Below are 24,946 nucleotides of genomic sequence, written 5' to 3'. Positions count from 1 at the left end.
TCGCGCGAAGTTATAGGTATGGCTGATTCAAAAATAAGAATCAGTTGCATTGGCTATAACGAGACGAATCGCCTCAGGGAATCGCGTAAAAAAACTTCAGCTCAGTTGATGATGACCACGGCAGGGAACTCGTGCAGCTGGGCCGAGGTGATGTGGGCCAGGGCGCGCAGGGTTTCCACCGGCTGGTCCAGGCGGTAGTTGCCGGTCACCGCCACCTGCTCCAGGCGCTCGTTGCGCGAGATGATCAGGCCCGGGTAGTAGCGGCGCAGTTCGGCCAATACCTGGTTGAGCGGGCAGTTCTCGAAGACCAGCCGGCCCTGGACCCAGGCCAGGTCCTTTTGCGTATCGACCCGTTCGCGCTGGCCGAAGCCATTGGGGCCGACGCGGATGCTGTCGCCGCTGGACAGGCGGATGCGCTGGTCGCTGCTGGCCTGCAGGTCGACGTCGCCGCGTTGCACCCGGACCTGGGCTTCACCGTCGAGGTAGCGCACGGCGAAGTCGCTGTCGCGGACACTGGCGCGCACCGGGCCGGCGCGCAGCTCAAGCGGCTGGGTCTGGCCGGCGGGAACCTCGAAGAAAGCTTCGCCCTGGTACAGGCGGGCCACACGCTGGCGGGCATCGATGTCGCTGGAGAAGGCCGAGTTGGTGTTGAGCAGCACCCGCGAGCCGTCGTCCAGTTGCAGGCGCTGGCGTTCGCCGATCACGGTCAGGTGATCGGCCTGCAGGCGCATGGGCAGGTTGCCGACGGTAAACACGCCGACCAGCAGCACCGCGGCGGCGGCCAGGGGCTTCCAGTGCGGACGCAGGCGTGCCAGGCGCGAAGGGCGGCGGGTTTGGGCCAGCTGGCTGGCGGCCTGGCGCAGAGTATCGCCTTGCCAGAGGGCTTCGGCGTCGACATAGGCCTGGGCATTGGCCGGGTTGGCTTCGAGCCAGGCTTCGAAGGCGCGGGTGTCTTCGGCGCTGGCGCATTGCAGGCGGATCAGCCAGTCCAGCGCCTCATCCATGGCACTGTCGCAGGCAGCCGGGTCTGGCGGCGAAGGGCGAGGGGCGCGGTCGGTCACGGTCAATCCTGGGCGGTCTTGTTGGAGTGCAATGATCAAGTGTTGCTGCCGATGTGGCAAGCCACCGTCAGTCGCGGTTCACGCGATTGGCGACGCCGACACAGATGGCCATGATCAGCTTCAGTTCCTTCTGCACGGTACTGGCCGAAACCCCGAGTTGCTCGGCGATTTCCAGATAGCTGGCGCCGTGCAGGCGGCTGAGGATGAAAATACGCTGCTGGCGCGGGGTCAGCTGGCCGAGGCTGACGCTCAGGCGCTTGAGCAGTTGCTCGGCATGGGCGGCGTCTTCGGCGCTGCTGGCAGGGGCGGCGACGTTGTGCAGGACCTGCTCGGGCACATCGTCCACCAGGTTGCGCGATTGCGCCCGGCGCGCGCGCAGGTGATCGAGGGCCAGGTTGCGCGCGGTCTGGAATACGAAGGGCTCAAGGTGCTCGATGGGCCGCTCGCCCAGGGCGCGGGTGACCCGCAGGTAGGTCTCCTGCAACAAATCTTCGGCGGTGCTGGGGTTGTCGACCATGCGCTGCAGGGTTCGCAGCAGGCTGACCCGCTGGGCGAGGAATACAGTGTTGAACTGGGACTGGCTCACAGCGATACCCGAGCAATGCAAAGCGAATGATAATGCTTATCATCAGCGCTGTGGTCAAGCTCTGTTCAATCAACAGCTGCCGGTAGGAGCGGGCTTGCCCCGCGATCGGCTACTGCCAGCCAGGCCGCATCGCGGGGCAAGCCCGCTCCCACCGGGGTGCAGCTTTAGCGGGCGTTGCACAGTGCCAGGCAGTTATCCAGCATGCGGTTGGAGAACCCCCACTCGTTGTCGTACCAGGCCAGCACCTTGAGCATCCGCCCGTTGGCACGGGTGTGGTTGGCGTCGAAGATCGACGACAGCGGGTTGTGGTTGAAGTCGCAGGACACCAGCGGCAGGCTGTTGTAGCCCAGCACCTTGGAGTGGCGGCTGGCTTCCTTGAACAGGGCGTTGACCTCTTCGACGCTGGTGGTGCGCGCAAGGTTGACGGTCAGGTCCACCAGCGACACGTTGATCACCGGCACCCGTACCGCCATGCCGGTGAGTTTGCCGGCCAGCTCCGGCAGCACCAGGCCCACGGCTTCGGCCGCACCGGTCTTGCTCGGGATCATCGACTGGGTGGCCGAACGGGCGCGGAACGGGTCGCTGTGGTGGATGTCGATCAGGCTCTGGTCATTGGTGTAGGCGTGGATGGTGGTCATCAGGCCCTGCTCGATGCCCAGTTCGCGGTGCAGCACCTGGGCCAGCGGCGCCAGGCAGTTGGTGGTGCAGGAGGCGCTGGAGATGATCTGGTGCGACGGGCGCAGGATGTCGTGGTTGACCCCATAGACGATGGTGGCGTCGGCGCCTTTGGCCGGTGCCGAAATAATGACTTTGCCCGCCCCGGCGGTAAGATGGGCCGCGGCTTTTGCCCGGTCGGTGAAGTGCCCGGTGCATTCGAACACCACGTCGACGGCTTCGGCTTTCCACGGCAGCTCCGCAGGGTTGCGGATGGCGCTGACGGCGATGCGGTCGCCGTTGACGGTCAGGCTTTCATGATCGGCTTCGACGCTGGCGGCAAAGGTGCCATGGACACTGTCGTACTTGAGCAGATGGGCGTTGATCGCGCTGTCGCCCAGGTCGTTGATCGCGACGACCTGCAGATCCTGGCGGTAGCCTTGGGTATAGAGTGCGCGAAGGACGTTGCGGCCAATGCGGCCAAAGCCATTGATTGCGATGCGTAGGGTCATAAAGCTACCTCTGGCAGACCGGGTGAAGCCCGTGGTACACGGGTTATGACTTCACTGAATCATTTTTTGTTGTTGGAATTACAAGATTATTCGTAAAAAAATAGAAAACAAGCGTTTTTACTGGCAGTATTTTATTCAATCTACAACGAGCGATCGGCCAAGCCGTCCCGCCCGCGACGCTCGCCCCCTCACTTTGAGCCTAGGCGGCGAATGCGGATAAGGGAAACCGCCGCAGAGGTCGCAACCACCGCTAGCCTGGAGTCCAGTACATGCATCCGCGCATTCTTGAGGTCACCCAACGGCTGATCGCCCGCAGCCGTCCTACCCGCGAACGCTACCTGCAGCTGATTCGCGGGGCCGCCAGCGACGGACCGATGCGGGCCAAGCTGCAATGCGCCAACTTCGCCCACGGCGTGGCCGGCTGCAGCAGCCAGGACAAGCACAGCCTGCGGATGATGAATGCCGCCAACGTCGCCATCGTCTCCGCCTACAACGACATGCTCTCGGCCCACCAGCCCTACGAGCATTACCCCGAGCAGATCAAGCAGGCCCTGCGCGAGATCGGCTCGGTCGGCCAGTTCGCCGGTGGCGTGCCGGCCATGTGCGACGGTGTCACCCAGGGCGAGCCGGGCATGGAGCTGGGCATTGCCAGCCGCGAGGTGATCGCCATGTCCACGGCCATCGCCCTGTCGCACAACATGTTCGATGCCGCCTTGATGCTGGGCATCTGCGACAAGATCGTCCCGGGCCTGTTGATGGGGGCCCTGCGTTTCGGCCACCTGCCCACGCTCTTCGTGCCCGGCGGGCCGATGCCTTCGGGTATTTCCAACAAGGAAAAGGCCGACGTCCGCCAGCGCTACGCCGAGGGCAAGGCCAGCCGCGAAGAGCTGCTGGAATCGGAGATGAAGTCCTACCACAGCCCCGGCACCTGCACCTTCTACGGCACCGCCAACACCAACCAGTTGCTGATGGAAGTGATGGGCCTGCACCTGCCGGGCGCGTCCTTCGTCAACCCCTACACGCCGCTGCGCGATGCGCTCACCATCGAGGCGGCGCAGCAGGTCACGCGCATGACCAAGGCCAGTGGCGACTTCATGCCGCTGGGCGAGATCGTCGACGAGAAATCGCTGGTCAATTCCATCGTCGCCCTGCACGCCACCGGTGGCTCGACCAACCATACCCTGCACATGCCGGCGATCGCCCAGGCGGCCGGGATCCAGCTGACCTGGCAGGACATGGCCGAGCTCTCCGAAGTGGTGCCGACCCTGTCCCACGTCTATCCCAACGGCAAGGCCGACATCAACCACTTCCAGGCTGCCGGCGGCATGGCGTTCCTGATTCGCGAGCTGCTCGATGCCGGGCTGCTGCATGAAGACGTCAACACCGTGGCCGGTTTCGGCCTGCGCCGTTATACCCAGGAGCCGTTCCTGCAGGACGGCAAGCTGGTCTGGCGCGAAGGCCCGCAGGCGAGCCTCGACGAAGCGATCCTGCGTCCGGTGGCGCGGCCGTTCTCGCCCGAAGGTGGCCTGCGGGTCATGGAAGGCAACCTGGGGCGCGGGGTGATGAAAGTCTCTGCGGTCGCCCCGGAGCATCAGGTGGTCGAAGCGCCGGCGCGGGTGTTCCATGACCAGCAGGCGCTGGCCGATGCCTTCCAGGCCGGTGAGCTGGAGCGTGATTTCGTTGCCGTGATGCGCTTCCAGGGACCGCGCTGCAACGGTATGCCGGAGCTGCACAAGATGACCCCGTTCCTGGGCGTACTGCAGGACCGTGGCTTCAAGGTGGCGCTGGTCACCGACGGGCGCATGTCCGGCGCCTCGGGGAAAATCCCGGCGGCCATTCATGTCTGCCCGGAAGCCTTTGACGGCGGTCCGCTGGCGCGGGTGCGCGATGGTGACATCGTGCGCGTCGATGGCGTGGCCGGCACGCTGTCGGTCAAGGTCAGCGCCGAGGAGTTGGCCGACCGTGAACTGCCCGCGTCGCCGACCGGTAATGACCTGGGCTGCGGTCGTGAGCTGTTCGGCTTCCTGCGCATGGCCCTGAGCCCGGCGGAGCAGGGCGCCAGTGCCTTCACCTCGGCCCTGGAGTCGCTTAAATGAAGCGCGCTCTGGTCGGTGATATCGGCGGTACCAACGCCCGCTTCGCCCTCTGGGAACATGACCGGATGCACTCGGTGCAGGTGTTCGCCACCGCCGACTACACCAGCCCCGAGCAGGCCATCGGTGCCTACCTCGCGGCGCAGGGGTTGGCCCGGGGCGACCTCGGCGCGGTGTGCCTGGCAGTGGCCGGCCCGGTCAGCGGCGATGAGTTTCGCTTCACCAACAACCACTGGCGGCTCAGTCGCCAGGCCTTCTGCAACACCTTGCAGATCGAGCGGTTGCTGTTGATCAACGACTTTACCGCCATGGCCCTGGGGATGACCCGGTTGCAGCCCGGCGAGTCCCTCACGGTCTGCCCGGGGCAGGCCGAGCCCGGGCGTCCGGCGGTGGTCATCGGCCCCGGTACCGGCCTGGGCGTGGGCACCTTGCTCAGCCTGGACGACGGCCGCTTCATGGCCCTGCCGGGCGAGGGCGGCCACGTCGACCTGCCGGTCGGCAACGCCCGCGAGGCGCAGATCCGCCAGCAGATCGGCAACGAGATCGGCCATGTCAGCGCCGAAACCCTGCTCAGCGGTGGTGGCCTGCTACGGTTGTACCAGGCCATCTGTGCATTGGATGGCCAACCGGCGACCTTGCTCAGTCCGGCGGCGATCACCGATGCTGCCCTGGCCGGCGAGCCGGTGGCGATGGCAGTGATCGAGCAGTTCTGTCGTTTTCTCGGGCGAGTGGCCGGCAACAACGTGTTGACCCTGGGTGGGCGCGGCGGCGTGTACATTGTCGGCGGCATCATTCCGCGCTTTGCCGAGTTGTTCTTGCGCAGCGGATTTGCCGAGAGTTTCGCCGACAAGGGTTGCATGAGCGGTTACTTCAAGGGGATTCCGGTATGGCTGGTGACCGCCGAATTTTCCGGCCTGCTCGGCGCCGGCGTAGCCCTGCAGCAGACCCTGTAGGCGCGGCAGCTGTGGGAGCGGGCTTGCCCCGCGATACGATCTTGCTGACACACTGCAATCGCGGGGCAAGCCCGCTCCCACAAAGACAGTTGGACCCACAGACCCGCATCAACAAGGAATGGCGCTGTGAGCAAGTCGATACTGCTGGTCGACGATGACCAGGAAATCCGCGAACTGTTGCAGGCCTACCTCAGCCGCTGCGGCTTCGAGGTGCGCGCGGTGGCCGACGGCCAGGGCTTTCGCCAGGCCCTGGACGCCAACGAATGTGACCTGGTCATCCTCGATGTGATGCTGCCCGATGAAGACGGCTTCAGCCTCTGTCGCTGGGTACGCCAGCATCCGCGACAGGCACAGGTGCCGATCATCATGCTGACTGCCAGTTCCGACGAGGCCGACCGGGTGATCGGCCTGGAGCTGGGCGCCGACGACTACCTGGGCAAACCCTTCAGCCCCCGCGAATTGCAGGCGCGGATCAAGGCCCTGCTGCGGCGTGCCGGTTTCGGCCAGGAGCGTAACGGCAACGACGTGCTGGCCTTCGATGACTGGCGGCTGGACACGGTCAGCCACCGGCTGTTTCACCGCGACGGTGAAGAGGTCATTCTCTCGGGTGCCGATTTCGCCCTGCTCAAGCTGTTTCTCGATCATCCACAGCAGATTCTCGACCGCGACACCATCGGCAATGCCACCCGTGGCCGCGAGCCCATGCCGCTGGATCGCATTGTCGACATGGCGGTCAGCCGCCTGCGCCAGCGCCTGCGCGACACGGACAAACCGCCACGGCTGATCCGTACCGTGCGCGGCAGCGGTTACCTGCTGGCGGCCAGCGTTGCGCCCGCGCACTGAGGGCCGCTGGCGCCTGCCGCTGCCGCGCTCGCTGCTGGGGCGCATGCTGCTGCTGACGCTGCTGGTGGTGCTGCTGGCCCAGGGGCTGTCGAGCCTGATCTGGCTGTCGCAGCTGCGCGCCAGCCAGCGTGAAGGCCTGGTGGCCAGCGCCCGCAGCCTGGCCCATTCGATGAGTGCCAGCGTCAGCTACTTTCGCTCGCTGCCGGTGGCCTACCGGCCCATGGTGCTGGACCAGTTGCGCAACATGGGCGGCACGCGTTTTTTTGTCTCGCTCAACGACAAGCCGCTGGACATGCAGGAATTGCCGCCGACGCCGCGCAAGCAGGCGGTGATCGCCGCCGTCGATGAAGTGCTGCACCAGCGCCTGGGCCAGCAACTGCAGATCTCGGTGACCTTCGTCAGCCCCCAGGAGCTGCGCCTGTTCAACAGCGGCCTGAAGCTCGACGAGCTGCCGCGCTCCTGGGCGCACTACGCCCTGACCCTGGAACCGATCAACCCGCCGGTGCTGGTGATGCAGATCCATCTAGGGGAGGGGGAGTGGTTGTACATCGCCTCGCTGCTGCCCGAACCCTACACCAGCCTGGAGGAGCAGGACCTGCCGGCCCAGCAGGTCTGGTTCATCATCCTCACCAGTTCGTTCCTGTTGCTGTTCATCGGCTTGCTGGTGCATTGGCAGAGTCGCCCGCTCAAGCGCCTGGCCCGGGCCGCGCGGGAACTGTCGCTGGGCGCCGATGTGGAGCCGGTGACCGAAGGTGGCGGCAGCGAGGTGGAGGAGGTGGGACGTGCTTTCAACGCCATGCGCGAGCGTATCAGTCGCTACCTGACCGAGCGCAGTCAGTTGTTCAGCGCCATTTCCCATGACCTGCGCACGCCGATCACCCGCTTGCGCCTGCGGGTCGAGCTGCTCGATGACGAAGTGATGCAGGCCAAGTTCGGCCGTGACCTGGATGAGCTGGAGATGCTGGTCAAGGGCGCGCTGCAATGCGTGAAGGACACCGATATCCACGAGAACATCGAAGCCATCGACCTCAACCAGCTGCTCGATTGCCTGGTCGAACCCTACCTGAGCAGTAATCGCATCACCCTGGAGGGGCGCGCGCAGGCGCCCTATCCAGGCAAGCCGCTGGCGCTCAAGCGCTGCATGGGCAACCTGATCGACAATGCCCTGAAGTACGGCGAGCGCGCCCACCTGCGCGTGCTCGACAGCGCCTCGGGGTTTGTCCTGCAGGTCGACGATGAAGGCCCGGGCGTGCCCGAGCAACGCCAGGAACAGGTGTTCGAGCCGCACTTTCGCCTGGCCGGCCAGCAGCAGGGCTACGGCCTGGGCCTGGGCATCGCGCGCAATATCGCCCACAGCCATGGCGGTGAAGTGAGCTTGCGCAACCTGCGCGAAGGCGGCTTGCGGGTGACCTTGAGCCTGCCACGCAGCAGTGACTGACCGGCGTTTGTCACCACTTGGTGACATTCGCACATCCCTTCGTTACCTGCGCCGCCCGGGCCTGTGGTTAGACTCAGGGACAAGCGCAAGCACCTCGACTTGCCCCTGTATAACAACAAGAAAAGGTTACCTTCCATGAACGCGATCACGCGCCTTGCTACTGTCATTTCCCTCGCCTCCTTGTTGCCCCTGAACGCCTTTGCCGCCGATCCCGGTACTGTCGAAGTCCTGCACTGGTGGACCTCCGGTGGTGAAGCCAAGGCGGTGGAAACCCTCAAGGCGCAGGTGAAAAAAGACGGATTCATCTGGAAAGACAACGCCGTCGCCGGTGGTGGTGGCGCCGCTGCCATGACCGTGCTCAAGACCCGCGCCATCTCCGGCAACCCGCCGGCTGCCGCGCAGATCAAGGGCCCGGATATCCAGGAATGGGGCGCCCTGGGGCTGCTGACCGAGCTCGATGAGGTAGCTCAAGCCAACCAATGGGACAACCTGCTGCCGGCCAAGGTGGCCGAGATCATGAAGTACGACGGTCACTACGTGGCCGTGCCGGTGAACATTCACCGGGTCAACTGGCTGTGGATCAACCCGCAGGTGTTCGACAAGGCCGGGGCCAAGGTGCCGACCACCCTCGATGAACTCTTCGCCGCCGCCGACAAGCTCAAGGCGGCCGGCTTCATCCCCCTGGCCCACGGCGGCCAACCCTGGCAGGACGGTACCGTGTTCGAGGACCTGGCCCTGAGCATCCTCGGGCCCAAGGGCTACCACGCCGCCTTTGTCGAGCTGGATGACAAGACCCTCACCGGTGCGCAGATGGTCGAGGTGTTCAAGACCCTGCAGCGCCTGGGCACCTACATGGACCCCAACCGCGCCGGGCGTGACTGGAACATCGCCGCTGCAGAGGTCATCAACGGCAAGGCCGGCATGCAGATCATGGGCGACTGGGCCAAGAGCGAATGGACCGCCGCCGGCAAGGTCGCCGGCAAGGACTACCAGTGCGTGGCCTTCCCCGGTACCCAGGGCAGCTTCGCCTACAACATCGACTCGCTGGCGATGTTCAAGCTCAAGAAGGAGAACGACATCAAGGCCCAGAACGACCTGGCCAAGGTCGCCCTGGAGCCGCAGTTCCAGACCGTGTTCAACCAGAACAAGGGCTCGCTGCCGGTGCGTCAGGACATGGACATGAGCCAGTTCGATGCCTGCACCCAGAAGTCGGCAGAGGACTTCAAACAAGCCGAGCAAGGCGACGGTCTGCAGCCGAGCATGGCCCACAACATGGCCACCACCCTGGCGGTGCAGGGGGCGATCTTCGATGTGGTGACCAACTTCCTCAACGACCCGGGCGCCGACCCGGCGGCGGCGGTCAAGCAACTGGGCTCGGCGATCAAGTCGGCCAAGTAGGGCCTCATCGCGGGTCGAGCCCGCTCCCACAGAAGGGAGCGCGTTCGCCTGTGGGAGCGGGCTTGTCCCGCGATTCGGTGCGCAGCACCGCCCTCCAACCGAGAAGCAACCATGAACACTGTTGCCGCACTCCATAAGGCTTCACCCTTCGACGCGCTCCAGAAATGGCTACCCAAGCTGGTGCTGGCGCCGAGCATGCTGATCGTCCTGGTCGGCTTCTACGGCTACATCCTCTGGACCTTCGTCCTGTCCTTCACCAATTCGAGCTTCATGCCCAGCTACAAATGGGTCGGCCTGGCCCAGTACGCGCGGCTGATGGAGAACGATCGCTGGTGGGTGGCGAGCAAGAACCTGCTGGTGTTCGGCGGCCTGTTCATCGCCATCAGCCTGGCGGTGGGTGTGCTGCTGGCAGTGCTGCTCGACCAGCGCATTCGCCGCGAAGGCTTCATTCGCACGGTCTACCTGTACCCCATGGCGCTGTCGATGATCGTCACCGGCACCGCCTGGAAATGGCTGCTCAACCCGGGCCTGGGCCTGGACAAGATGCTCCGCGACTGGGGCTGGGAAGGCTTTCGCCTGGACTGGCTGGTGGACCCCGACCGGGTCGTCTACTGCCTGGTGATCGCCGCTGTGTGGCAGGCCTCGGGCTTCGTCATGGCGCTGTTCCTGGCCGGCCTGCGCAGTGTCGACCCGTCGATCATCCGCGCAGCGCAAGTCGATGGCGCCAGCCTGCCGAGCATCTACCTGCGCATCGTGTTGCCGAGCCTGCGTCCGGTGTTTTTCAGCGCCCTGATGATCCTTGCGCATATCGCCATCAAGAGCTTCGACCTGGTGGCGGCGATGACCGCGGGAGGGCCGGGCTACGCCTCGGACCTGCCGGCGATGTTCATGTATTCCTTCACCTTCAGCCGTGGGCAAATGGGCATGGGCTCGGCCAGCGCGATCCTGATGCTCGGCGCGATCCTGTCGATCCTGGTGCCTTACCTGTATTCGGAACTGAGGAACAAGCGCCATGACTAGATCCCTGGCTCCCCGACGCTTCACCTTCAGCCGCCTGGCCATCTACTCGACCCTGTTGCTGGCCTGTGCGCTGTACCTGGTGCCGCTGATCGTGATGCTGCTGACCAGCTTCAAGTCGCCCGACGACATCCGTACCGGCAACCTGCTGAGCTGGCCGGAGGTGGTCACCACCATCGGCTGGATCAAGGCCTGGGACACCGTCGGCGGCTACTTCTGGAACTCGGTGAAGATCACCGTCCCGGCGGTGGTGATCTCCACGCTGCTCGGCGCCTTGAACGGCTACGTGCTGTCGATGTGGCGCTTTCGCGGCTCGCAGCTGTTCTTCGGCCTGTTGCTGTTCGGCTGCTTCCTGCCATTCCAGACCGTGCTGCTGCCGGCCTCGTTCACCCTCGGCAAAATGGGCCTGGCCAGTACCACCACGGGGCTGGTGCTGGTGCACATCGTCTACGGCCTGGCGTTCACCACGCTGTTCTTTCGCAACTACTACTGCAGCGTGCCGGATGCCCTGGTGCGGGCGGCGCGGCTGGACGGCGCGGGGTTCTTCACCATCTTCGGCAGGATCCTGCTGCCGATGTCGGTGCCGATCATCATGGTCTGCCTGATCTGGCAGTTCACCCAGATCTGGAACGACTTTCTCTTCGGCGTGGTATTCGCCAGTGGCGATGCTCAACCGATCACCGTGGCCCTGAACAACCTGGTCAACACCAGCACCGGGGTCAAGGAATACAACGTCGACATGGCGGCGGCGATGATCGCCGGGTTACCGACCCTGTTGGTCTATGTGCTGGCTGGCAAGTATTTCCTGCGCGGGCTTACCGCTGGCGCGGTCAAGGGGTGAAACAACATGGCAACGCTTGAACTGCGCAACGTCAACAAGACCTACGGCAGCGGTCTGCCGGATACCTTGAAACACATCGACCTGTCGATCGAATCCGGGGAGTTCCTGATCCTGGTCGGGCCCTCGGGCTGCGGCAAGTCGACCCTGATGAACTGCATCGCAGGCCTGGAACAGATCAGTGGCGGCGCGATACTGGTGGACGATGCCGACATCAGCGGCATGAGCCCCAAGGACCGGGACATCGCCATGGTCTTCCAGTCCTATGCGCTGTACCCGACCATGAACGTGCGCGACAACATCGCCTTCGGCCTGAAGATGCGCAAGATGCCGGCGGCGGCCATCGACGAGGAAGTGGCGCGGGTGGCCAAGTTGCTGCAGATCGAACACCTGCTCGGGCGCAAGCCCGGCCAGCTGTCCGGTGGCCAGCAGCAGCGGGTGGCCATGGGGCGGGCATTGGCGCGGCGGCCAAAGATCTACCTGTTCGACGAACCACTGTCGAACCTCGACGCCAAGCTGCGGGTGGAGATGCGCACCGAAATCAAGCTGATGCACCAGCGCCTGAAGACCACCACGGTGTACGTCACCCACGACCAGATCGAGGCCATGACCCTGGGCGACAAGGTGGCAGTGATGAAGGATGGCCTGATCCAGCAGTTCGGCACCCCGCAGCAGATCTACAACGATCCGGCCAACCTGTTCGTCGCCAGCTTCATCGGTTCGCCACCGATGAACTTCATTCCCTTGCGCCTGCAACGCAAGGAGGGGCGTTTGCTGGCGTTGCTCGACAGCGGCCAGGCCCGTTGCGAGCTGCCGTTGGGCATCAATGAGGCGGGGCTGGAGGAGCGTGAGGTGATGCTCGGCATTCGCCCCGAACAGATCACCCTGGCGCCGGCCCAGGCCAATGGTTTGCCGAGCCTGCGCGCCGATGTGCAGATCACCGAGCCCACCGGCCCCGACTTGCTGGCATTCGTCACCCTCAACCAGACCAAGGTCTGTTGCCGCCTGGCACCGGACGTGGCGGTGCGGGTCGGCGACACCCTGAACCTGCAACTCGATCCCGAGCGGGTGCTGCTGTTCGATGCCGCCAGTGGCGAGCGTCTGGGGCTGAAGGTTGCGCCGCAGCAGAGCGGCCAGGACAACGTGGCGCAATTCAAGGGTCGCTGACAGTGTTGCACGGCGTGTACACCCATCGATAACAATAAAACGAGGAAACAAAGGGATGGATCACTTCAAGCACATCAAGCCGCTGGCGTCGCTGAGCCTGCTGGCGGCCTTCGGGGTCAGTTGCGGGGCGCACGCGGCGGGCGCCTTCGACCCCGAGTCGAAATGGATGAGTGGCGATTGGGGCGGTACGCGCACCGAACTGCTGGAGAAGGGCTACGACTTCACCCTGGATTATGTCGGCGAAGTGGCCGGCAACCTCGATGGCGGTTACAACGACGACAAGACCGCCCGCTACAGCGATCAGTTCGCCCTGGGCGCGCACCTGGACCTGGAAAAGATCCTCGGCTGGAACGATGCCGAGTTCAAACTGGCGATCACCGAGCGTAGCGGCAACAACCTGTCCAACGACCGCATCAGCGATCCGCGCGCCGGTCAGTTCAGCTCGGTGCAGGAAGTCTGGGGCCGTGGCCAGACCTGGCGCCTGACCCAGATGTGGATCAAGCAGAAGTACTTCGATGGCGCCCTGGACGTGAAATTCGGCCGCTTCGGCGAAGGCGAGGACTTCAACAGCTTTCCCTGCGACTTCCAGAACCTGGCGTTCTGCGGCTCCCAGGTGGGCAACTGGGTGGGCGACATCTGGTACAACTGGCCGGTCAGCCAGTGGGCGTTGCGGGTCAAGTACAACATCACCCCGGAGTTCTTCGCCCAGGTCGGGGTGTTCGAGCAGAACCCTTCGTATCTTGAGACCGGCAATGGCTTCAAGCTCAGCGGCAGCGGCACCAAGGGCATGATCCTGCCGGCGGAGCTGGTCTGGTCGCCCAGGGTCAATGAACTGCCGGGCGAATATCGCCTGGGGTACTACTACAGCACCGCCAAGGCCGATGACGTCTTTGACGATGTCAACGGCCAGCCCCAGGCCATGACCGGCAACGACTTCAAGTCGCATTCGAGCAAGCATGGCTGGTGGGTGGTGGCCCAGCAGCAGGTCACCGCGCACAACGGCGACGCCAGCCGAGGCTTGAGCCTGTTCGCCAACTTCACCGTGCATGACAAGGCCACTAACGTGGTCGACAACTACCAGCAGGTGGGCATGGTCTACAAAGGCGCCTTCGACTCGCGGCCCAAGGATGACATCGGCTTTGGCGTGGCGCGGATTCACGTCAACGATGATGTAAAGGACCGCGCCGAACTGCTCAACCAGCAGAGCGGCATCAGCGACTATGACAACCCCAACTTCGTGCCGATCCAGGAAACCGAGTACAACGCCGAGTTGTACTACGGCGTCCATGTCACCAACTGGCTGACCGTGCGACCTAACCTTCAGTACATCAAAAGTCCGGGTGGGGTGGACGAGGTGGACAACGCACTGGTCGCCGGGTTGAAGATTCAGTCGTCGTTCTGAGGCATTTTGTTGTAAATTTACGAGCTCATCGCGGGGCAAGCCCGCTCCTACAGGGTGGGAGCGGGCTTGCCCCGCGATGAGCCCCTGACTAACAACAAGAGTTTCCAGCTATGCCCGAGCACCCGCTACAGCGCTTTTTCACCTCGCAACGGCCGCGGCCGACCTTCGAGTGGGAGCGTTACCAGCAGCGCGATGTGCTGATCATCGATCATCCCCAGTGCCAGGCGGTGTTCAGTCGCCAGGGCGCGCAATTGTTGCACTTCCAGCCCAGGGGCGAGCGCCCGTGGCTGTGGTGCGCTGCGCAGTGGCCGCAAGTCGGTGCCATTCGCGGGGGCGTGCCGGTGTGCTGGCCCTGGTATGGCCGTCACCCCAGCGAAGACATGTGGCCGGCCCACGGCTGGGCGCGCTTGCTCGACTGGAAACTGATCGACAGCAGCGAAGATGAGCAGGGTGTGAGCCTGAAATGGCGCCTGCAGCTGTGCGACTGGCAGGTGGACCTCTCGGCGCGCCTGGGCCAGAGCATGGAACTGCAGTTGAGCACCGAGCATCAGGACAGCTTGCCGTGCCAGTTGAGTCATGCTCTGCTGGCCTACTGGCGTATTAGTGACGTTTCTGAGATAGCGCTATCTGGGCTAGAGAACATTGAGGGTTACGACCGTTTGAACCGTCAGGCCTGTCGCCAGAAAGGCGCGCTGAAGGTCCATGGCGGCTGTCAGCGGGTGTTCCCCAATGTGCCGACCGTGCAGTTGCACGATCCGGCCTGGCAGCGTCAGCTGTGCATCGATACCGGTGACAGCGAGGACACCGTGGTCTGGCATCCGGGCAGTCGGCCCCTGATGGGCGTCAGTGGCAGCGAGACCCTGGGCTTCATCTGCGTCGAGGCGGCCAGTGGCAGCAGTGACAGCCTGAGCCTGGCGCCGGGTGAACAGGCACACCTGCGTTTGCAGGCGCACCTGCTCAGTTGAGTTCGTCGTCGATCGGGTAGCGGCTGGCGTTGAGGCTTTCCTTGATCTTGCGCAGGTGCGGCTGGAAGTCCACGCCGCGGCGCAGGGTCATGCCGGTGGCCAGTACGTCGAGCACGGTCAGCTGGATGATGCGCGAAGTCATCGGCATGTAGATGTCGGTGTCTTCGGGCAGCGGGATGTTCAGGCTCAGGCTGCTGGCCTTGGCCAGGGGCGAGTCGGCAGCGGTCAGGCCCAGTACCGAGGCGCCGTTTTCCCGGGCCAGGCGCGCCACTTCCACCAGCTCGCGGGTGCGTCCGGTGTAGGAGATGATCACGAACAGCTCGCCGGTGTGGGCAACCGAGGCGAGCATGCGCTGCATCAGCACGTCGGCATGGGCCGAGACGGCGAGGTTGAAGCGGAAGAACTTGTGCTGGGCGTCCAGGGCCACCGGGGCCGAGGCGCCGAGGCCGAAGAAATGGATCTGGCGGGCCTGGATCAGCATGTCCACGGCGCGGCTGATCAGCTGCGGATCGAGTTGCTGGCAGGCGCTGTCGAGCGAGGCGATGGCGCTGCCGAAGATCTTCTGGGTGTAGGAGGCCGGATCATCGTCGGCTTCTACCGCCCGGCTGACATAGGCAGCACCGCTGGCCAGGCTCTGGGCCAGTTGCAGTTTGAGCTCGGGGTAGCCGCTGACGCCGAACGAGCGGCAGAAGCGGTTGACGGTCGGTTCGCTGACCTTGGCCGCCTGGGCCAGTGCGGCGATGCTGAAACGGGTGGCTTGCTGGGGGTTGAGCAGGATGACTTCGGCGACTTTACGCTCAGCCTTGTTCAGCTCTTCGAGGCGGCCCTGGATCTGTTCCAGGAGGTTTCGCACGCGGTCCATGGTGGGTTCCTTGGTTCGAGAAGGCAGCCGGCTGACCACGGCAGCAGGCTTTTGACGGGGTGGCCTATCGTACTGATGGCATGGTTGGCACACCACTTGAATCTGTCCACTGGGTAGAATGTTGTGGTTTTTACTACATTATTCCTTGAAAACCGGGAATGAAAACGGTATTTCTAGATCAACTTGATAAAAGAACAAACATCATGGCTTCGATCAGCGTTGAACCTTGCACCTTCGCCCTGTTTGGCGCGCTCGGCGACCTGGCCCTGCGCAAGCTGTTTCCGGCGCTCTACCAGCTTGACCGGGCTGGCCTGCTGCATGCCGAAACCCGGGTGCTGGCGCTGGCCCGCGAGCCGGGTAGTGCCCAGGAGCACCTGGGGTCGATCGAGGCCCATCTGCAGGAGTTCGTTCCGGCCGGGGAGGTCGAGGCCATTGCCCTGCAGCGCTTTCTGGCGCGCCTCACCTACCTGCATGTGGATTTTCTCCAGCTCGATGACTATCATGCCCTGGCCGCCCAGGTCGGCGCCGACAGCCAGCTGATCGCCTACTTCGCCACGCCGGCGGCGGTCTATGGCGGCATCTGCGAGAACCTCGACAAGGTCGGCCTCAGCGCGCGCACCCGGGTGGTGCTGGAGAAGCCCATCGGCCATGACCTGGAGTCGTCGCGCCGGGTCAATGACGCCGTGGCCCAGTACTTCCCGGAAAATCGTGTCTACCGCATCGACCACTACCTGGGCAAGGAAACGGTACAGAACCTGATCGCCCTGCGCTTCGCCAACAGCCTGTTCGAAACCCAATGGAACCAGAACTCCATCTCCCACGTGGAGATCACCGTGGCCGAGAAGGTCGGCATCGAAGGCCGCTGGGGCTACTTCGACAAGGCCGGGCAGCTGCGCGACATGATCCAGAACCACCTGTTGCAGCTGCTGTGCCTGATCGCCATGGACCCGCCCAGCGACCTCTCGGCCGACAGCATCCGCGACGAGAAGGTCAAGGTGCTCAAGGCCCTGGCACCGATCACCGGCGAAGGCCTGAGCACCCGCGTGGTGCGCGGCCAGTACATCGCCGGCTACAGCGAAGGCCGCTCGGTGCCCGGTTACCTGGAAGAAGACAACGCCAACGCCCAGAGCGATACCGAAACCTTCGTCGCCCTGCGTGCCGATATCCGCAACTGGCGCTGGTCGGGCGTGCCGTTCTACCTGCGGACCGGCAAGCGCATGCCGCAGAAGCTGTCGCAGATCGTCATTCATTTCAAGGAAACCCCGCACTACATCTTCGCCCCGGAACAGCGTTTGCAAATCGGTAACAAGCTGATCATCCGCCTGCAGCCGGACGAAGGTATTTCCTTGCGGGTGATGACCAAGGAACAAGGCCTGGACAAAGGCATGCAGTTGCGTAGCGGGCCGTTGCAGCTGAATTTTTCCGACACCTGGCGCAGTGCACGGATTCCCGATGCCTACGAGCGTCTGCTGCTGGAAGTGATGCGTGGCAACCAGAACCTGTTTGTGCGCAAGGATGAAATCGAATACGCGTGGAAATGGTGCGATCAGCTGATCGCCGGCTGGAAGACCGCTGGCGACGCGCCCAAGCCCTATGCTGCCGGCTCCTGGGGGCCGATGAGCTCGATTGCATTGATTACCCGTGATGGGAGGTCGTGGTATGGCGATATCTGAACTTGAACTGCCGGCAACGGTAACGGCGCACCAATTCACCGAGCCCGCGAAGCAGGCCGAAGGCCTGGCGCGGGATGTCGCCGAACGCCTGCGCGCGGCCATCGCCGCCAACGGCACGGCCACCCTGGTGGTGTCCGGCGGGCGCAGTCCGGTGGCATTCTTCGAGGTACTGGCCAAGCAGGCGCTGGACTGGTCGAAGGTGCTGGTCACCCTGGCCGATGAGCGCTGGGTGCCGGTCGAGCACGCCGACAGCAATGCCGGCCTGCTCAAGCGTCATCTGCTGGTGGGCGAGGTGGCCAAGGCACGCTTCCTGAGCCTCTACCGTCCTGCCGCCAGCCTGGAAGCTGCCGCCCTGGAAACCGACCGGGCCCTGGCCGAACTGCCGGGCATCGATGTGCTGGTGCTGGGCATGGGCGACGACGGCCATACCGCTTCGCTGTTCCCCAACAGTCCGAACCTGGCCGAAGGCCTGGACCCGCACAGCACCCGTCGCTGCCTGCCGATGCTGGCACCGAGCGTGCCGCACCAGCGCCTGAGCATGACCCGCGCTCTGCTGGCCCGTGCCCGATTTACCGCATTATCGCTGCAAGGGGCGGGCAAACTCGCTACCCTGCGCGCCGCGCTGGAAACCGGCGATGCGCAACACATGCCGATTTACGCCTTTGTGCAAGACCCTCTGGATATTTACTGGTGCCCATGAGTCAAGGAACTGCCGTCATGACCACGCTTGAACTGAAACAGCCGGGAGCTTCCATGGCCGACAAAATTGCCCGGATCGACCAGATCTGTACCCAGGCGCGCATCCTGCCGGTGATCACCATCGCCCGTGAGGAAGACATCCTGCCACTGGCCGATGCCCTGGCTGCCGGGGGCATCAAGACCCTGGAAGTCACCTTGCGCTCGGCGCATGGCCTCAAGGCCATCCAGGTGCTGCGCGAGCAGCGCCCGGAACTGTGTGTCGGCGCCGGCACCGTGCTCGATCGCACGATGTTCGCTGCGGTCGAGGCTGCGGGTGCGCAGTTCGTGGTGACCCCGGGGATTACCCAGGACCTGCTCGAGGCCGGTGTGGAAAGCGCCATCCCCCTGTTGCCGGGCATCAGCACGCCCTCGGAGATCATGAGCGGCTATGCCCTGGGCTACCGCCGCTTCAAGCTGTTCCCGGCGGAAATCAGCGGCGGCGTCGCGGCGATCAAGGCCTATGGCGGCCCCTTCGGCGATATCCGTTTCTGCCCGACCGGCGGGGTCAACCCCGGCAATGTGAAGAGCTACATGGCCCTGCCCAATGTGATGTGCGTGGGCGGTACCTGGATGCTCGACAGCGGCTGGATCAAGAACCGCGACTGGGCGCGGATCGAAGCCTGCAGTGCAGAGGCGCTGGCACTGCTGGACTGACATTTTTCGTTGTGTGCTACACGGCTTATGGGGCGCTTGGTCGGCGCCCCTTTTTTTTGGTTCTTCACGGAATTCCGGAGAGCTAGGTTCCTTGGGCTTGGGCTTGGGTGTCGAGTCTGCGGGCTTATCCATTCCATGCAGCGACGCTGCCGGCCCCTTCCGCCTTTACGGCGGCCTACTTTTCTCTTGGGAAAAGTAGGCAAAACCGCTTGCTCCTACATACGGCCCTCCGCTGCGCTACGGGTCCCCTCGCTCCGGCGCCCTCCGGGGCCACGCGGCCTACGACTTGCTACGCAAGTCTACGACTCGCGTTCTTCGGCTACGCCGAAGGTGCTGCGCACGGCCCCTACAGGCACCTCCACTCGGCCTCCTGAAGTCGCATTCTGCAGCGCCTGAACTGACGCGCATGAAGATCAAGAGCAACCGTAGGAGCGGGCTTGCCCCGCGATGGCGTCAGCCAGGCTGCGCCAACATCTGCCTTCGAAGATGCGCCAGCACAGGCACCACCCGTAACTTCGCGACTTCAGAAGGCCGAGCGTAGGTGTCTGGAGGGGGCGGGTGCGCAGCACCCTTCGGCGTAGCCGAAGAACGCGAGCCGTAGGCTTGGCGCAGCAAGTCGTAGGCCGCGCAGCCCCTGGAAGACACCGTAGCGAGGGAACCCGGAGCGCAGCGTAGGGCCGGATGGTAGGAGCGAGCGGTTTTGGTTCCTTTTGCCAAGACAAAAGGGACCCGCCGTAAAGGCGGAAGGGGCCGGCAGCGTCGCTGCATGGAATGGATAAGCTCGCCACCTCGACACCCAAGCCCAAGGAGCCTAGCCCTCCGGGATTCCGTGAAGAGCCTTTTTTTGCCTGTGCAGGCTTGTCCCGCGAAGATCAGCGCAAAATCAATACCCACAAAAAAGCCCGCCTGTTCGGGGCGGGCTTTTTCTCTGCCAGGCAGCTTACGCAGCCTTGGCCGCCTGCTGGCTCAGCGAACGGTTCAGGGCACTGAACAATGCCTTGAAGCTGGCGGTGGTGATGTTCTCATCGATACCTACACCATGCACCGGACGACCACCGGCCACGCGCAGCTCGATGTAGGCCGCCGCCTTGGCGTTGGTGCCGGCACCGATGGCGTGCTCGTTGTAGTCCATGATTTCCACGGCGATCGGCAAGCCGGCCACCAGGGCTTCCAGGGCGCCATTGCCCTTGCCGCGCCAGTGCAGGGTGGTTTCGCCTTCGCTGGACACTTCGACTTCCACCGCACTGTGGCCGTTCTCTTCCTGCAGGCGATGGCTGACCAGGGCGTAAGGTGCGTTGGCCTGCAAGTACTCGCGGTGCAGCAAGCTGTAGATCTGCTGGGCGGTCATTTCCAGGCCCAGGCGGTCGGTTTCACCCTGCACCACCTGGCTGAACTCGATCTGCATGCGACGTGGCAGGCTGATGCCGTATTCCTGCTCGAGCAGGTAGGTGATGCCGCCTTTGCCCGACTGGCTGTTGACGCGGATCACCGCCTCGTAGCTGCGGCCGATGTCGGCCGGGTCGATCGGCAGGTATGGCACTTCCCACTTGGCGTCGTCCTTCTGCTGGGCAAAGCCCTTGCGGATGGCGTCCTGGTGCGAGCCGGAGAACGCGGTGTGAACCAGGTCGCCGACATACGGATGACGTGGGTGCACCGGAATCTGGTTGCACTCTTCGACCACCTTGCGCACGCCGTCGATGTCGGAGAAGTCCAGTTGTGGGTCCAGGCCCTGGGTGTAGAGGTTCAAGGCCAGGGTCACCAGATCGACGTTGCCGGTGCGCTCGCCGTTGCCGAACAGGCAGCCTTCGACACGGTCGGCACCGGCCATCAGGCCCAGTTCGGTGGCGGCCACGCCGGTGCCACGGTCGTTGTGGGTGTGCAGGCTGATGATCACGCTGTCGCGGCGGCTGACGTTCCGACCGAACCACTCGATCTGGTCGGCGTAGATGTTCGGCGTCGAGACTTCGACGGTGGCCGGCAGGTTGAGGATGATCTTGTTGTCCGGGGTCGGGTTCCACACCTCGATCACCGCGTCGCAGACTTCCTTGGCGAACTCGAGCTCGGTAGCGCTGAAGGTCTCCGGCGAGTACTGGAAGGTCCACTGGGTTTCCGGCTGCTGGGCGGCATATTTGACGAACAGCTTGGCCGCGTTCACCGCGATGTCCTTCACGCCTTGCTTGTCCTGGTTGAAGACGATGCGGCGGAACGACGGGCTGGTGGCGTTGTACAGGTGGACGATGGCCTTCTTCGCCCCGCGCAGGGATTCGAAGGTGCGGGCGATCAGGTCTTCACGGGCCTGGGTCAGCACCTGGATGGTGGTGTCGTCAGGAATGTGGCCGTCTTCGATCAGGGTACGGACGAAGTCGAAGTCGGTTTGCGAGGCCGACGGGAACGAGGCTTCGATTTCCTTCACGCCAACGCTGACCAGGGTCTTCCAGAAACGCAGCTTCTTCGCGGCATCCATGGGCTCGATCAGCGACTGGTTACCATCGCGCAGGTCGGAGCTGCACCAGATCGGGGTCTGGGTGATGGTCTTCGACGGCCAGGTACGGTCAGGCAAGTTGACGGTAGGGAAGGCACTGTATTTTTTCGAAGGGTCTTTGAGCATGGTCATGAAAGCAATCCTTGAATGTGCGGCCTGGAAAGGTGGCCTGCCGAGCGATAACGAGATGAAAAGGCGAGGCGACGCGATTCAGCTTGGTAGTCGTGCACTGACCAGGCAGAGGCTGCGATGTTGACGAAGCAGGATGAGGGTCTGAAAGGTTTTCATGGCTTCAACCCTAACCAGTGGGGTTAAAGATGGCAAGCCTTGGAGAAAAATTGAGAGGAATGCTCAAAATATCAAGGTAATTGAGATTTTATAGCGAGTCTAAAGCAAAAAGACCGCGCCAATTGCGCGGTCTTTTTGAATGGCGCAAGCCAGGCGTCAGGGCTGGAAGGCGCCGATGAAAATCGCCGGATCCACCCGTGCATCATTGAGGCTGACGTTCCAGTGCATGTGCGGGCCAGTGGCGCGTCCGGTCGAGCCGACCCGGCCGACCACGGCGCCGCGGCTGAGCATCTGCCCGGGTTTCACATCGACCTTGGACATGTGGCAGAACATGCTGATAAAGCCCTGGCCGTGGTCGACGAACACGGTGTTGCCGTTGAAGAAGTAGTTGCCCACCAGGATAACCTTGCCGTTGGCCGGGGTCTTGATCGGTGTGCCGGCGGGTACGGCGAAGTCCAGGCCGGCGTGGGGGTTGCGTTCCTCGCCGTTGAAGAAGCGGCGCACGCCGAACTTGCTCGACAGCGGGCCGTTGACCGGTTTGTCGAGGATCAGGTTGCTCGGCAGGGTAGGGCTGAAGCTGCGGTAGGCCTTGAGCTGCTCGGCAAGCTCGGCCTCGATGCGCTTGAGGTCGGCGGGGTCGGGGTTGACCTGGCGCTTGTTCTTCAGGGTGATGCGCTGCTCCGGGTATTTCTTGCTGCCGACGTTGAAGCTCAGGGTACGCGTGCCCTGGGTGAGCCTTGCCACGCCTGGCTTTTGCGTCAGCGGCAGGCCGACGATGGCCAGCCAGGTGTCCTGTTCCCTGACCACCAGCACCGGCTTGCCGTCGAAGCGCGCGCTCGGCGCCTGGGCCGCCGGGCCCAGGTCGATGACTGCAACGCCTCCCGGTACCGGTTTGTTCAGCTGGCGGGTGATGTAGCTGGCCTGGGCGCTGCTGGCGAACATCAGGCACAGCAGCAGCAGCGGGGCAAACAGACGGGGCATGGTTCAATCCAGTAATGAAAGCGTGACCGGAGTCCGGTGATTGTCTTCGACGCGTACCTGCAGTTCACCTTCACCCAGGCGTGCCGTCAGGCGCTGGCCATTGTGGGTCTGTTCGGCACGGCGGATGGCCTGGCCGCGATCGTCGAGCAGGATGCTGTAGCCGCGGCCGAGGGTTGCCAGCGGGCTGACGACGTGTAGGGTCTGCATTTGCGCCTGGAGGCGCTGGCGACGGTCTTTCAAGGTTTCGCGCATGGCCCGCGGCAGGCGTTCGGACAGGCTGTCCAGGCGCTGCTTGAGCAGGGCCAGGGTGCGCCCCGGATGCTGCGCGGCCAGGCGTGTATCCAGGCGTGCCAGGCGCTCGCGGCGCTGGTTCAAGCGTTGCTCGAACGCACGGCGCAGGCGCATGTCCAGGTCGTCCAGGCGCTGGGCCTGCTGGCGCAGGCGCTCGCCGGGGTGGCGCAGGCGGCGGGTCAGGCTGTCCAGGCGCAGGCGATCGTGGCTCAGGCGGCTCTGGATGCGCAGCAGCAAGCGGCGCTTGAGGCTGTCGATGCGTCGCTGCAGGTCGCTGCTGTCAGGCGCCAGCAGTTCGGCAGCAGCCGACGGCGTGGGGGCGCGCACGTCGGCGACGAAGTCACTGATCGAGACGTCGGTTTCATGGCCCACGGCGCTGACGATGGGCGTGGCGCAGGCGGCGATGGCCCGGGCCACGGCTTCTTCGTTGAAGCACCAGAGGTCCTCCAGCGAGCCGCCGCCACGGGCCAGGATCAGGGCGTCGAAGCCGCGGCTGTCGGCCAGTTGCAGGGCGCGAACGATCTGGTTGATGGCTTCACGGCCCTGCACGGCGGTGGGGATCAGGGTCAGCTCGACCTGCGGGGCACGGCGGCGGAACACGCTGATAATGTCGCGGATCACCGCGCCGGTGGGCGAGCTGACGATGCCAATGCGCTGCGGGTGGGCGGGCAGGGCGCGCTTGCGCTCGGCGCTGAACAGGCCTTCGGCGCCGAGCTTTTCCTTCAGGGCCTCGAAGGCCAGGCGCAAGGCGCCATCACCAGCCGGCTCGACGGTGTCGACAATCAGTTGATAGTCGCCGCGGCCCTCGAACAGCGAGACCTTGCCGCGCACCTTGACCGCCAGGCCGTCGCGCAGGGCCTGGCGGACCCGGGCGGCGTTCTGCCGGAACAATGCACAGCGCACCTGGGCGCCGCTGTCCTTGAGGGTGAAGTAGACATGGCCGGACGCCGGGCGGGCGAGGTTGGAGATCTCGCCTTCGACCCAGACATTGCGGAACACGTCTTCGAGCAGCACCCGGGCGCGGCCGTTGAGCTGGCTGACGGTGAGGACCTCGCGGTCCAGGCCGAGTCTTTCGAAGGGGTCATTGATCATGGCCGGCATCATAAAGGATTGTTGGCTCGGGGTGGCAGTGACGGCGGCGTTTTCAGTCGCGGGGGCGCAGATGATCCACAAACTGCTCCACCAAAGGCCCGGCGTCGCGACGATAGGCCAGGGCCACCGTACTGGTGCACCCTTCATCCGCCAGGGGCACGAAGCGAAGCGAGGCAGGTGCGATTTCCTGCATGCAGCGCGGCAACAAGGCCACGCCAAAGCCGGCCTGGATCAATTGCAGTTGCGTGGTCTTGCGCGACACGACCCGTGCGGCCCGGGGAAAGAAACCGGCCCCCATGCACAACTCGGCAGACAGGTAGCTCAAGCCGCCACGCTGGCGATGTGGTATGGAAATAAAGGGCTCGTTACGCAGTTGTGCCAGGCGCACGCTGGTTTCCCTGGCCAGTGGATGATCCTCGGCCACTGCCAGCAACAAAGGCTCTTGGAGCAATGGCTGCACACAAATCCCTTCATGCTGGCGCAGCACCGGCAGGCGCAACAGGCCGATCTCCAGGCGGCCCTCGGCGAGCGCTTCAAGCTGTGCCTCGGATGATTGCTGGGCGATGTCCATGGTGACGCCGGGGTTGTCCTTCAGGTAGCCACTTAGCCGTGCCAGCAACTGGCCGCTCAATGGCACGGTGCTGGAGTGATTGAGGCGCAGGCTGCCGCGCACACCCTGGCCGACCTCCCGGGCCAGGCGCTCGGCTTTTTCCAGGTCGGCCATCAAGGTGCGCGCCCTTGGCAGGAAAGCCTGGCCGGCTGCGGTCAGGCGTGGTTGGCGGGCGGTGCGTTCAAACAGCAGGGTTTCGAGTTGCGTCTCCAGCTCCTTGATCTGTCGGCTCAGCGCTGACTGGGCGATGTACAGGCGCTCGGCGGCGGCGCTGAAGCTGCCGCTTTCGGCGATTTCGACAAAGTAACGTAACTGGCGGGTGGAGATCATGAGCTGATATGCCGTTTC

Annotated in this window: 21 protein-coding genes; 13 read left to right on the top strand and 8 right to left on the bottom strand. The window is 64.2% G+C overall.

What is annotated here, in order from left to right:
• Positions 1-101: 101 nt before the first annotated feature.
• From M2D63_RS04185 to gap, 3 genes are all read right to left on the bottom strand, one after another.
• Positions 102-1,061: a FecR domain-containing protein gene (locus tag M2D63_RS04185; protein WP_285861539.1), complete on the bottom strand. Its 960-nt coding sequence runs from the start codon at positions 1,059-1,061 to the stop codon at positions 102-104.
• Between the two features lie 67 nt (positions 1,062-1,128).
• Positions 1,129-1,647 carry an RNA polymerase sigma factor gene (locus tag M2D63_RS04180; RefSeq protein WP_285861538.1) on the bottom strand — a complete coding sequence of 173 codons (519 nt, stop codon included), beginning with the start codon at positions 1,645-1,647 and terminating at the stop codon, positions 1,129-1,131.
• A gap of 164 nt (positions 1,648-1,811) precedes the next feature.
• Positions 1,812-2,813 (bottom strand): type I glyceraldehyde-3-phosphate dehydrogenase, encoded by a 1,002-nt coding sequence (gene gap / locus M2D63_RS04175; RefSeq protein WP_285861537.1) that lies wholly within the window; start codon positions 2,811-2,813, stop codon positions 1,812-1,814.
• Between the two features lie 269 nt (positions 2,814-3,082).
• Between gap and edd the strand changes: the two genes are divergently transcribed.
• From edd to M2D63_RS04125, 10 genes are all read left to right on the top strand, one after another.
• Positions 3,083-4,909 (top strand): phosphogluconate dehydratase, encoded by a 1,827-nt coding sequence (gene edd / locus M2D63_RS04170; RefSeq protein ID WP_285861536.1) that lies wholly within the window; start codon positions 3,083-3,085, stop codon positions 4,907-4,909.
• Positions 4,906-5,859: a glucokinase gene (locus M2D63_RS04165; protein WP_285861535.1), complete on the top strand. Its 954-nt coding sequence runs from the start codon at positions 4,906-4,908 to the stop codon at positions 5,857-5,859. The genes edd and M2D63_RS04165 overlap by 4 nt, the downstream gene beginning before the upstream one ends.
• A 126-nt stretch (positions 5,860-5,985) precedes the next feature.
• Positions 5,986-6,702: a response regulator gene (locus tag M2D63_RS04160; RefSeq protein ID WP_285861534.1), complete on the top strand. Its 717-nt coding sequence runs from the start codon at positions 5,986-5,988 to the stop codon at positions 6,700-6,702.
• 43 nt (positions 6,703-6,745) lie between these two features.
• Positions 6,746-8,140: an ATP-binding protein gene (locus tag M2D63_RS04155; RefSeq protein WP_285861666.1), complete on the top strand. Its 1,395-nt coding sequence runs from the start codon at positions 6,746-6,748 to the stop codon at positions 8,138-8,140.
• Positions 8,141-8,275: 135 nt separating this feature from the next.
• A complete protein-coding gene (locus M2D63_RS04150; RefSeq protein WP_285861533.1) occupies positions 8,276-9,538 on the top strand; it encodes an ABC transporter substrate-binding protein in 1,263 nt (420 codons plus the stop codon).
• A 111-nt stretch (positions 9,539-9,649) separates the two neighbouring features.
• Positions 9,650-10,558: a carbohydrate ABC transporter permease gene (locus tag M2D63_RS04145; protein ID WP_285861532.1), complete on the top strand. Its 909-nt coding sequence runs from the start codon at positions 9,650-9,652 to the stop codon at positions 10,556-10,558.
• On the top strand, positions 10,551-11,396 hold the full coding sequence (locus tag M2D63_RS04140; RefSeq protein WP_285861531.1) for a carbohydrate ABC transporter permease: 846 nt from the start codon (positions 10,551-10,553) through the stop codon (positions 11,394-11,396). The genes M2D63_RS04145 and M2D63_RS04140 overlap by 8 nt, the downstream gene beginning before the upstream one ends.
• Before the next feature lie 6 nt (positions 11,397-11,402).
• Positions 11,403-12,560: an ABC transporter ATP-binding protein gene (locus tag M2D63_RS04135; protein WP_285861530.1), complete on the top strand. Its 1,158-nt coding sequence runs from the start codon at positions 11,403-11,405 to the stop codon at positions 12,558-12,560.
• A 55-nt stretch (positions 12,561-12,615) separates the two neighbouring features.
• The gene (locus M2D63_RS04130; RefSeq protein ID WP_285861529.1) at positions 12,616-13,962 is read left to right on the top strand and encodes a carbohydrate porin; all 1,347 of its coding nucleotides are present in this window, start codon (positions 12,616-12,618) and stop codon (positions 13,960-13,962) included.
• Between the two features lie 110 nt (positions 13,963-14,072).
• Entirely contained in the window at positions 14,073-14,927 is an 855-nt protein-coding gene (locus M2D63_RS04125) for a D-hexose-6-phosphate mutarotase (protein WP_285861528.1), read from the top strand.
• Here the strand turns inward: M2D63_RS04125 and hexR are convergent.
• On the bottom strand, positions 14,920-15,780 hold the full coding sequence (gene hexR / locus M2D63_RS04120; protein ID WP_174242320.1) for a DNA-binding transcriptional regulator HexR: 861 nt from the start codon (positions 15,778-15,780) through the stop codon (positions 14,920-14,922). The genes M2D63_RS04125 and hexR overlap by 8 nt on opposite strands.
• A 212-nt stretch (positions 15,781-15,992) precedes the next feature.
• Here hexR and zwf point away from each other — a divergent pair, with 212 nt between their 5' ends.
• The 3 genes from zwf to M2D63_RS04105 are packed head-to-tail and all read left to right on the top strand — an operon-like array spanning position 15,993 to position 18,854.
• The gene (gene zwf, locus M2D63_RS04115; RefSeq protein WP_285861527.1) at positions 15,993-17,462 is read left to right on the top strand and encodes a glucose-6-phosphate dehydrogenase; all 1,470 of its coding nucleotides are present in this window, start codon (positions 15,993-15,995) and stop codon (positions 17,460-17,462) included.
• Positions 17,449-18,162, top strand: a complete 714-nt coding sequence (pgl, locus tag M2D63_RS04110) for a 6-phosphogluconolactonase (protein WP_285861526.1) — start codon at positions 17,449-17,451, stop codon at positions 18,160-18,162. Before zwf ends, pgl begins: the two co-directional genes overlap by 14 nt.
• Before the next feature lie 17 nt (positions 18,163-18,179).
• A complete protein-coding gene (locus M2D63_RS04105) occupies positions 18,180-18,854 on the top strand; it encodes a bifunctional 4-hydroxy-2-oxoglutarate aldolase/2-dehydro-3-deoxy-phosphogluconate aldolase (RefSeq protein WP_285861525.1) in 675 nt (224 codons plus the stop codon).
• A 940-nt stretch (positions 18,855-19,794) separates the two neighbouring features.
• Here the strand turns inward: M2D63_RS04105 and leuA are convergent.
• From leuA to M2D63_RS04085, 4 genes are all read right to left on the bottom strand, one after another.
• Positions 19,795-21,468 carry a 2-isopropylmalate synthase gene (gene leuA, locus M2D63_RS04100; protein ID WP_285861524.1) on the bottom strand — a complete coding sequence of 558 codons (1,674 nt, stop codon included), beginning with the start codon at positions 21,466-21,468 and terminating at the stop codon, positions 19,795-19,797.
• Positions 21,469-21,780: 312 nt separating this feature from the next.
• Positions 21,781-22,605: a peptidoglycan DD-metalloendopeptidase family protein gene (locus tag M2D63_RS04095; RefSeq protein WP_285861523.1), complete on the bottom strand. Its 825-nt coding sequence runs from the start codon at positions 22,603-22,605 to the stop codon at positions 21,781-21,783.
• 3 nt (positions 22,606-22,608) lie between these two features.
• Positions 22,609-23,988 carry an exodeoxyribonuclease VII large subunit gene (xseA, locus tag M2D63_RS04090; RefSeq protein WP_285861522.1) on the bottom strand — a complete coding sequence of 460 codons (1,380 nt, stop codon included), beginning with the start codon at positions 23,986-23,988 and terminating at the stop codon, positions 22,609-22,611.
• 52 nt (positions 23,989-24,040) lie between these two features.
• Complete coding sequence (locus M2D63_RS04085) at positions 24,041-24,928, bottom strand: LysR substrate-binding domain-containing protein (RefSeq protein ID WP_285861521.1); 888 nt, start codon at positions 24,926-24,928, stop codon at positions 24,041-24,043.
• Positions 24,929-24,946: the final 18 nt, after the last annotated feature.

The organism is Pseudomonas sp. BJa5, assembly GCF_030272875.2.
Classification (GTDB): Bacteria; Pseudomonadota; Gammaproteobacteria; order Pseudomonadales; family Pseudomonadaceae; genus Aquipseudomonas.
Note: the sequence above shows the minus strand (reverse complement) of the source record. Positions and strands in the feature narration are given on the sequence as shown.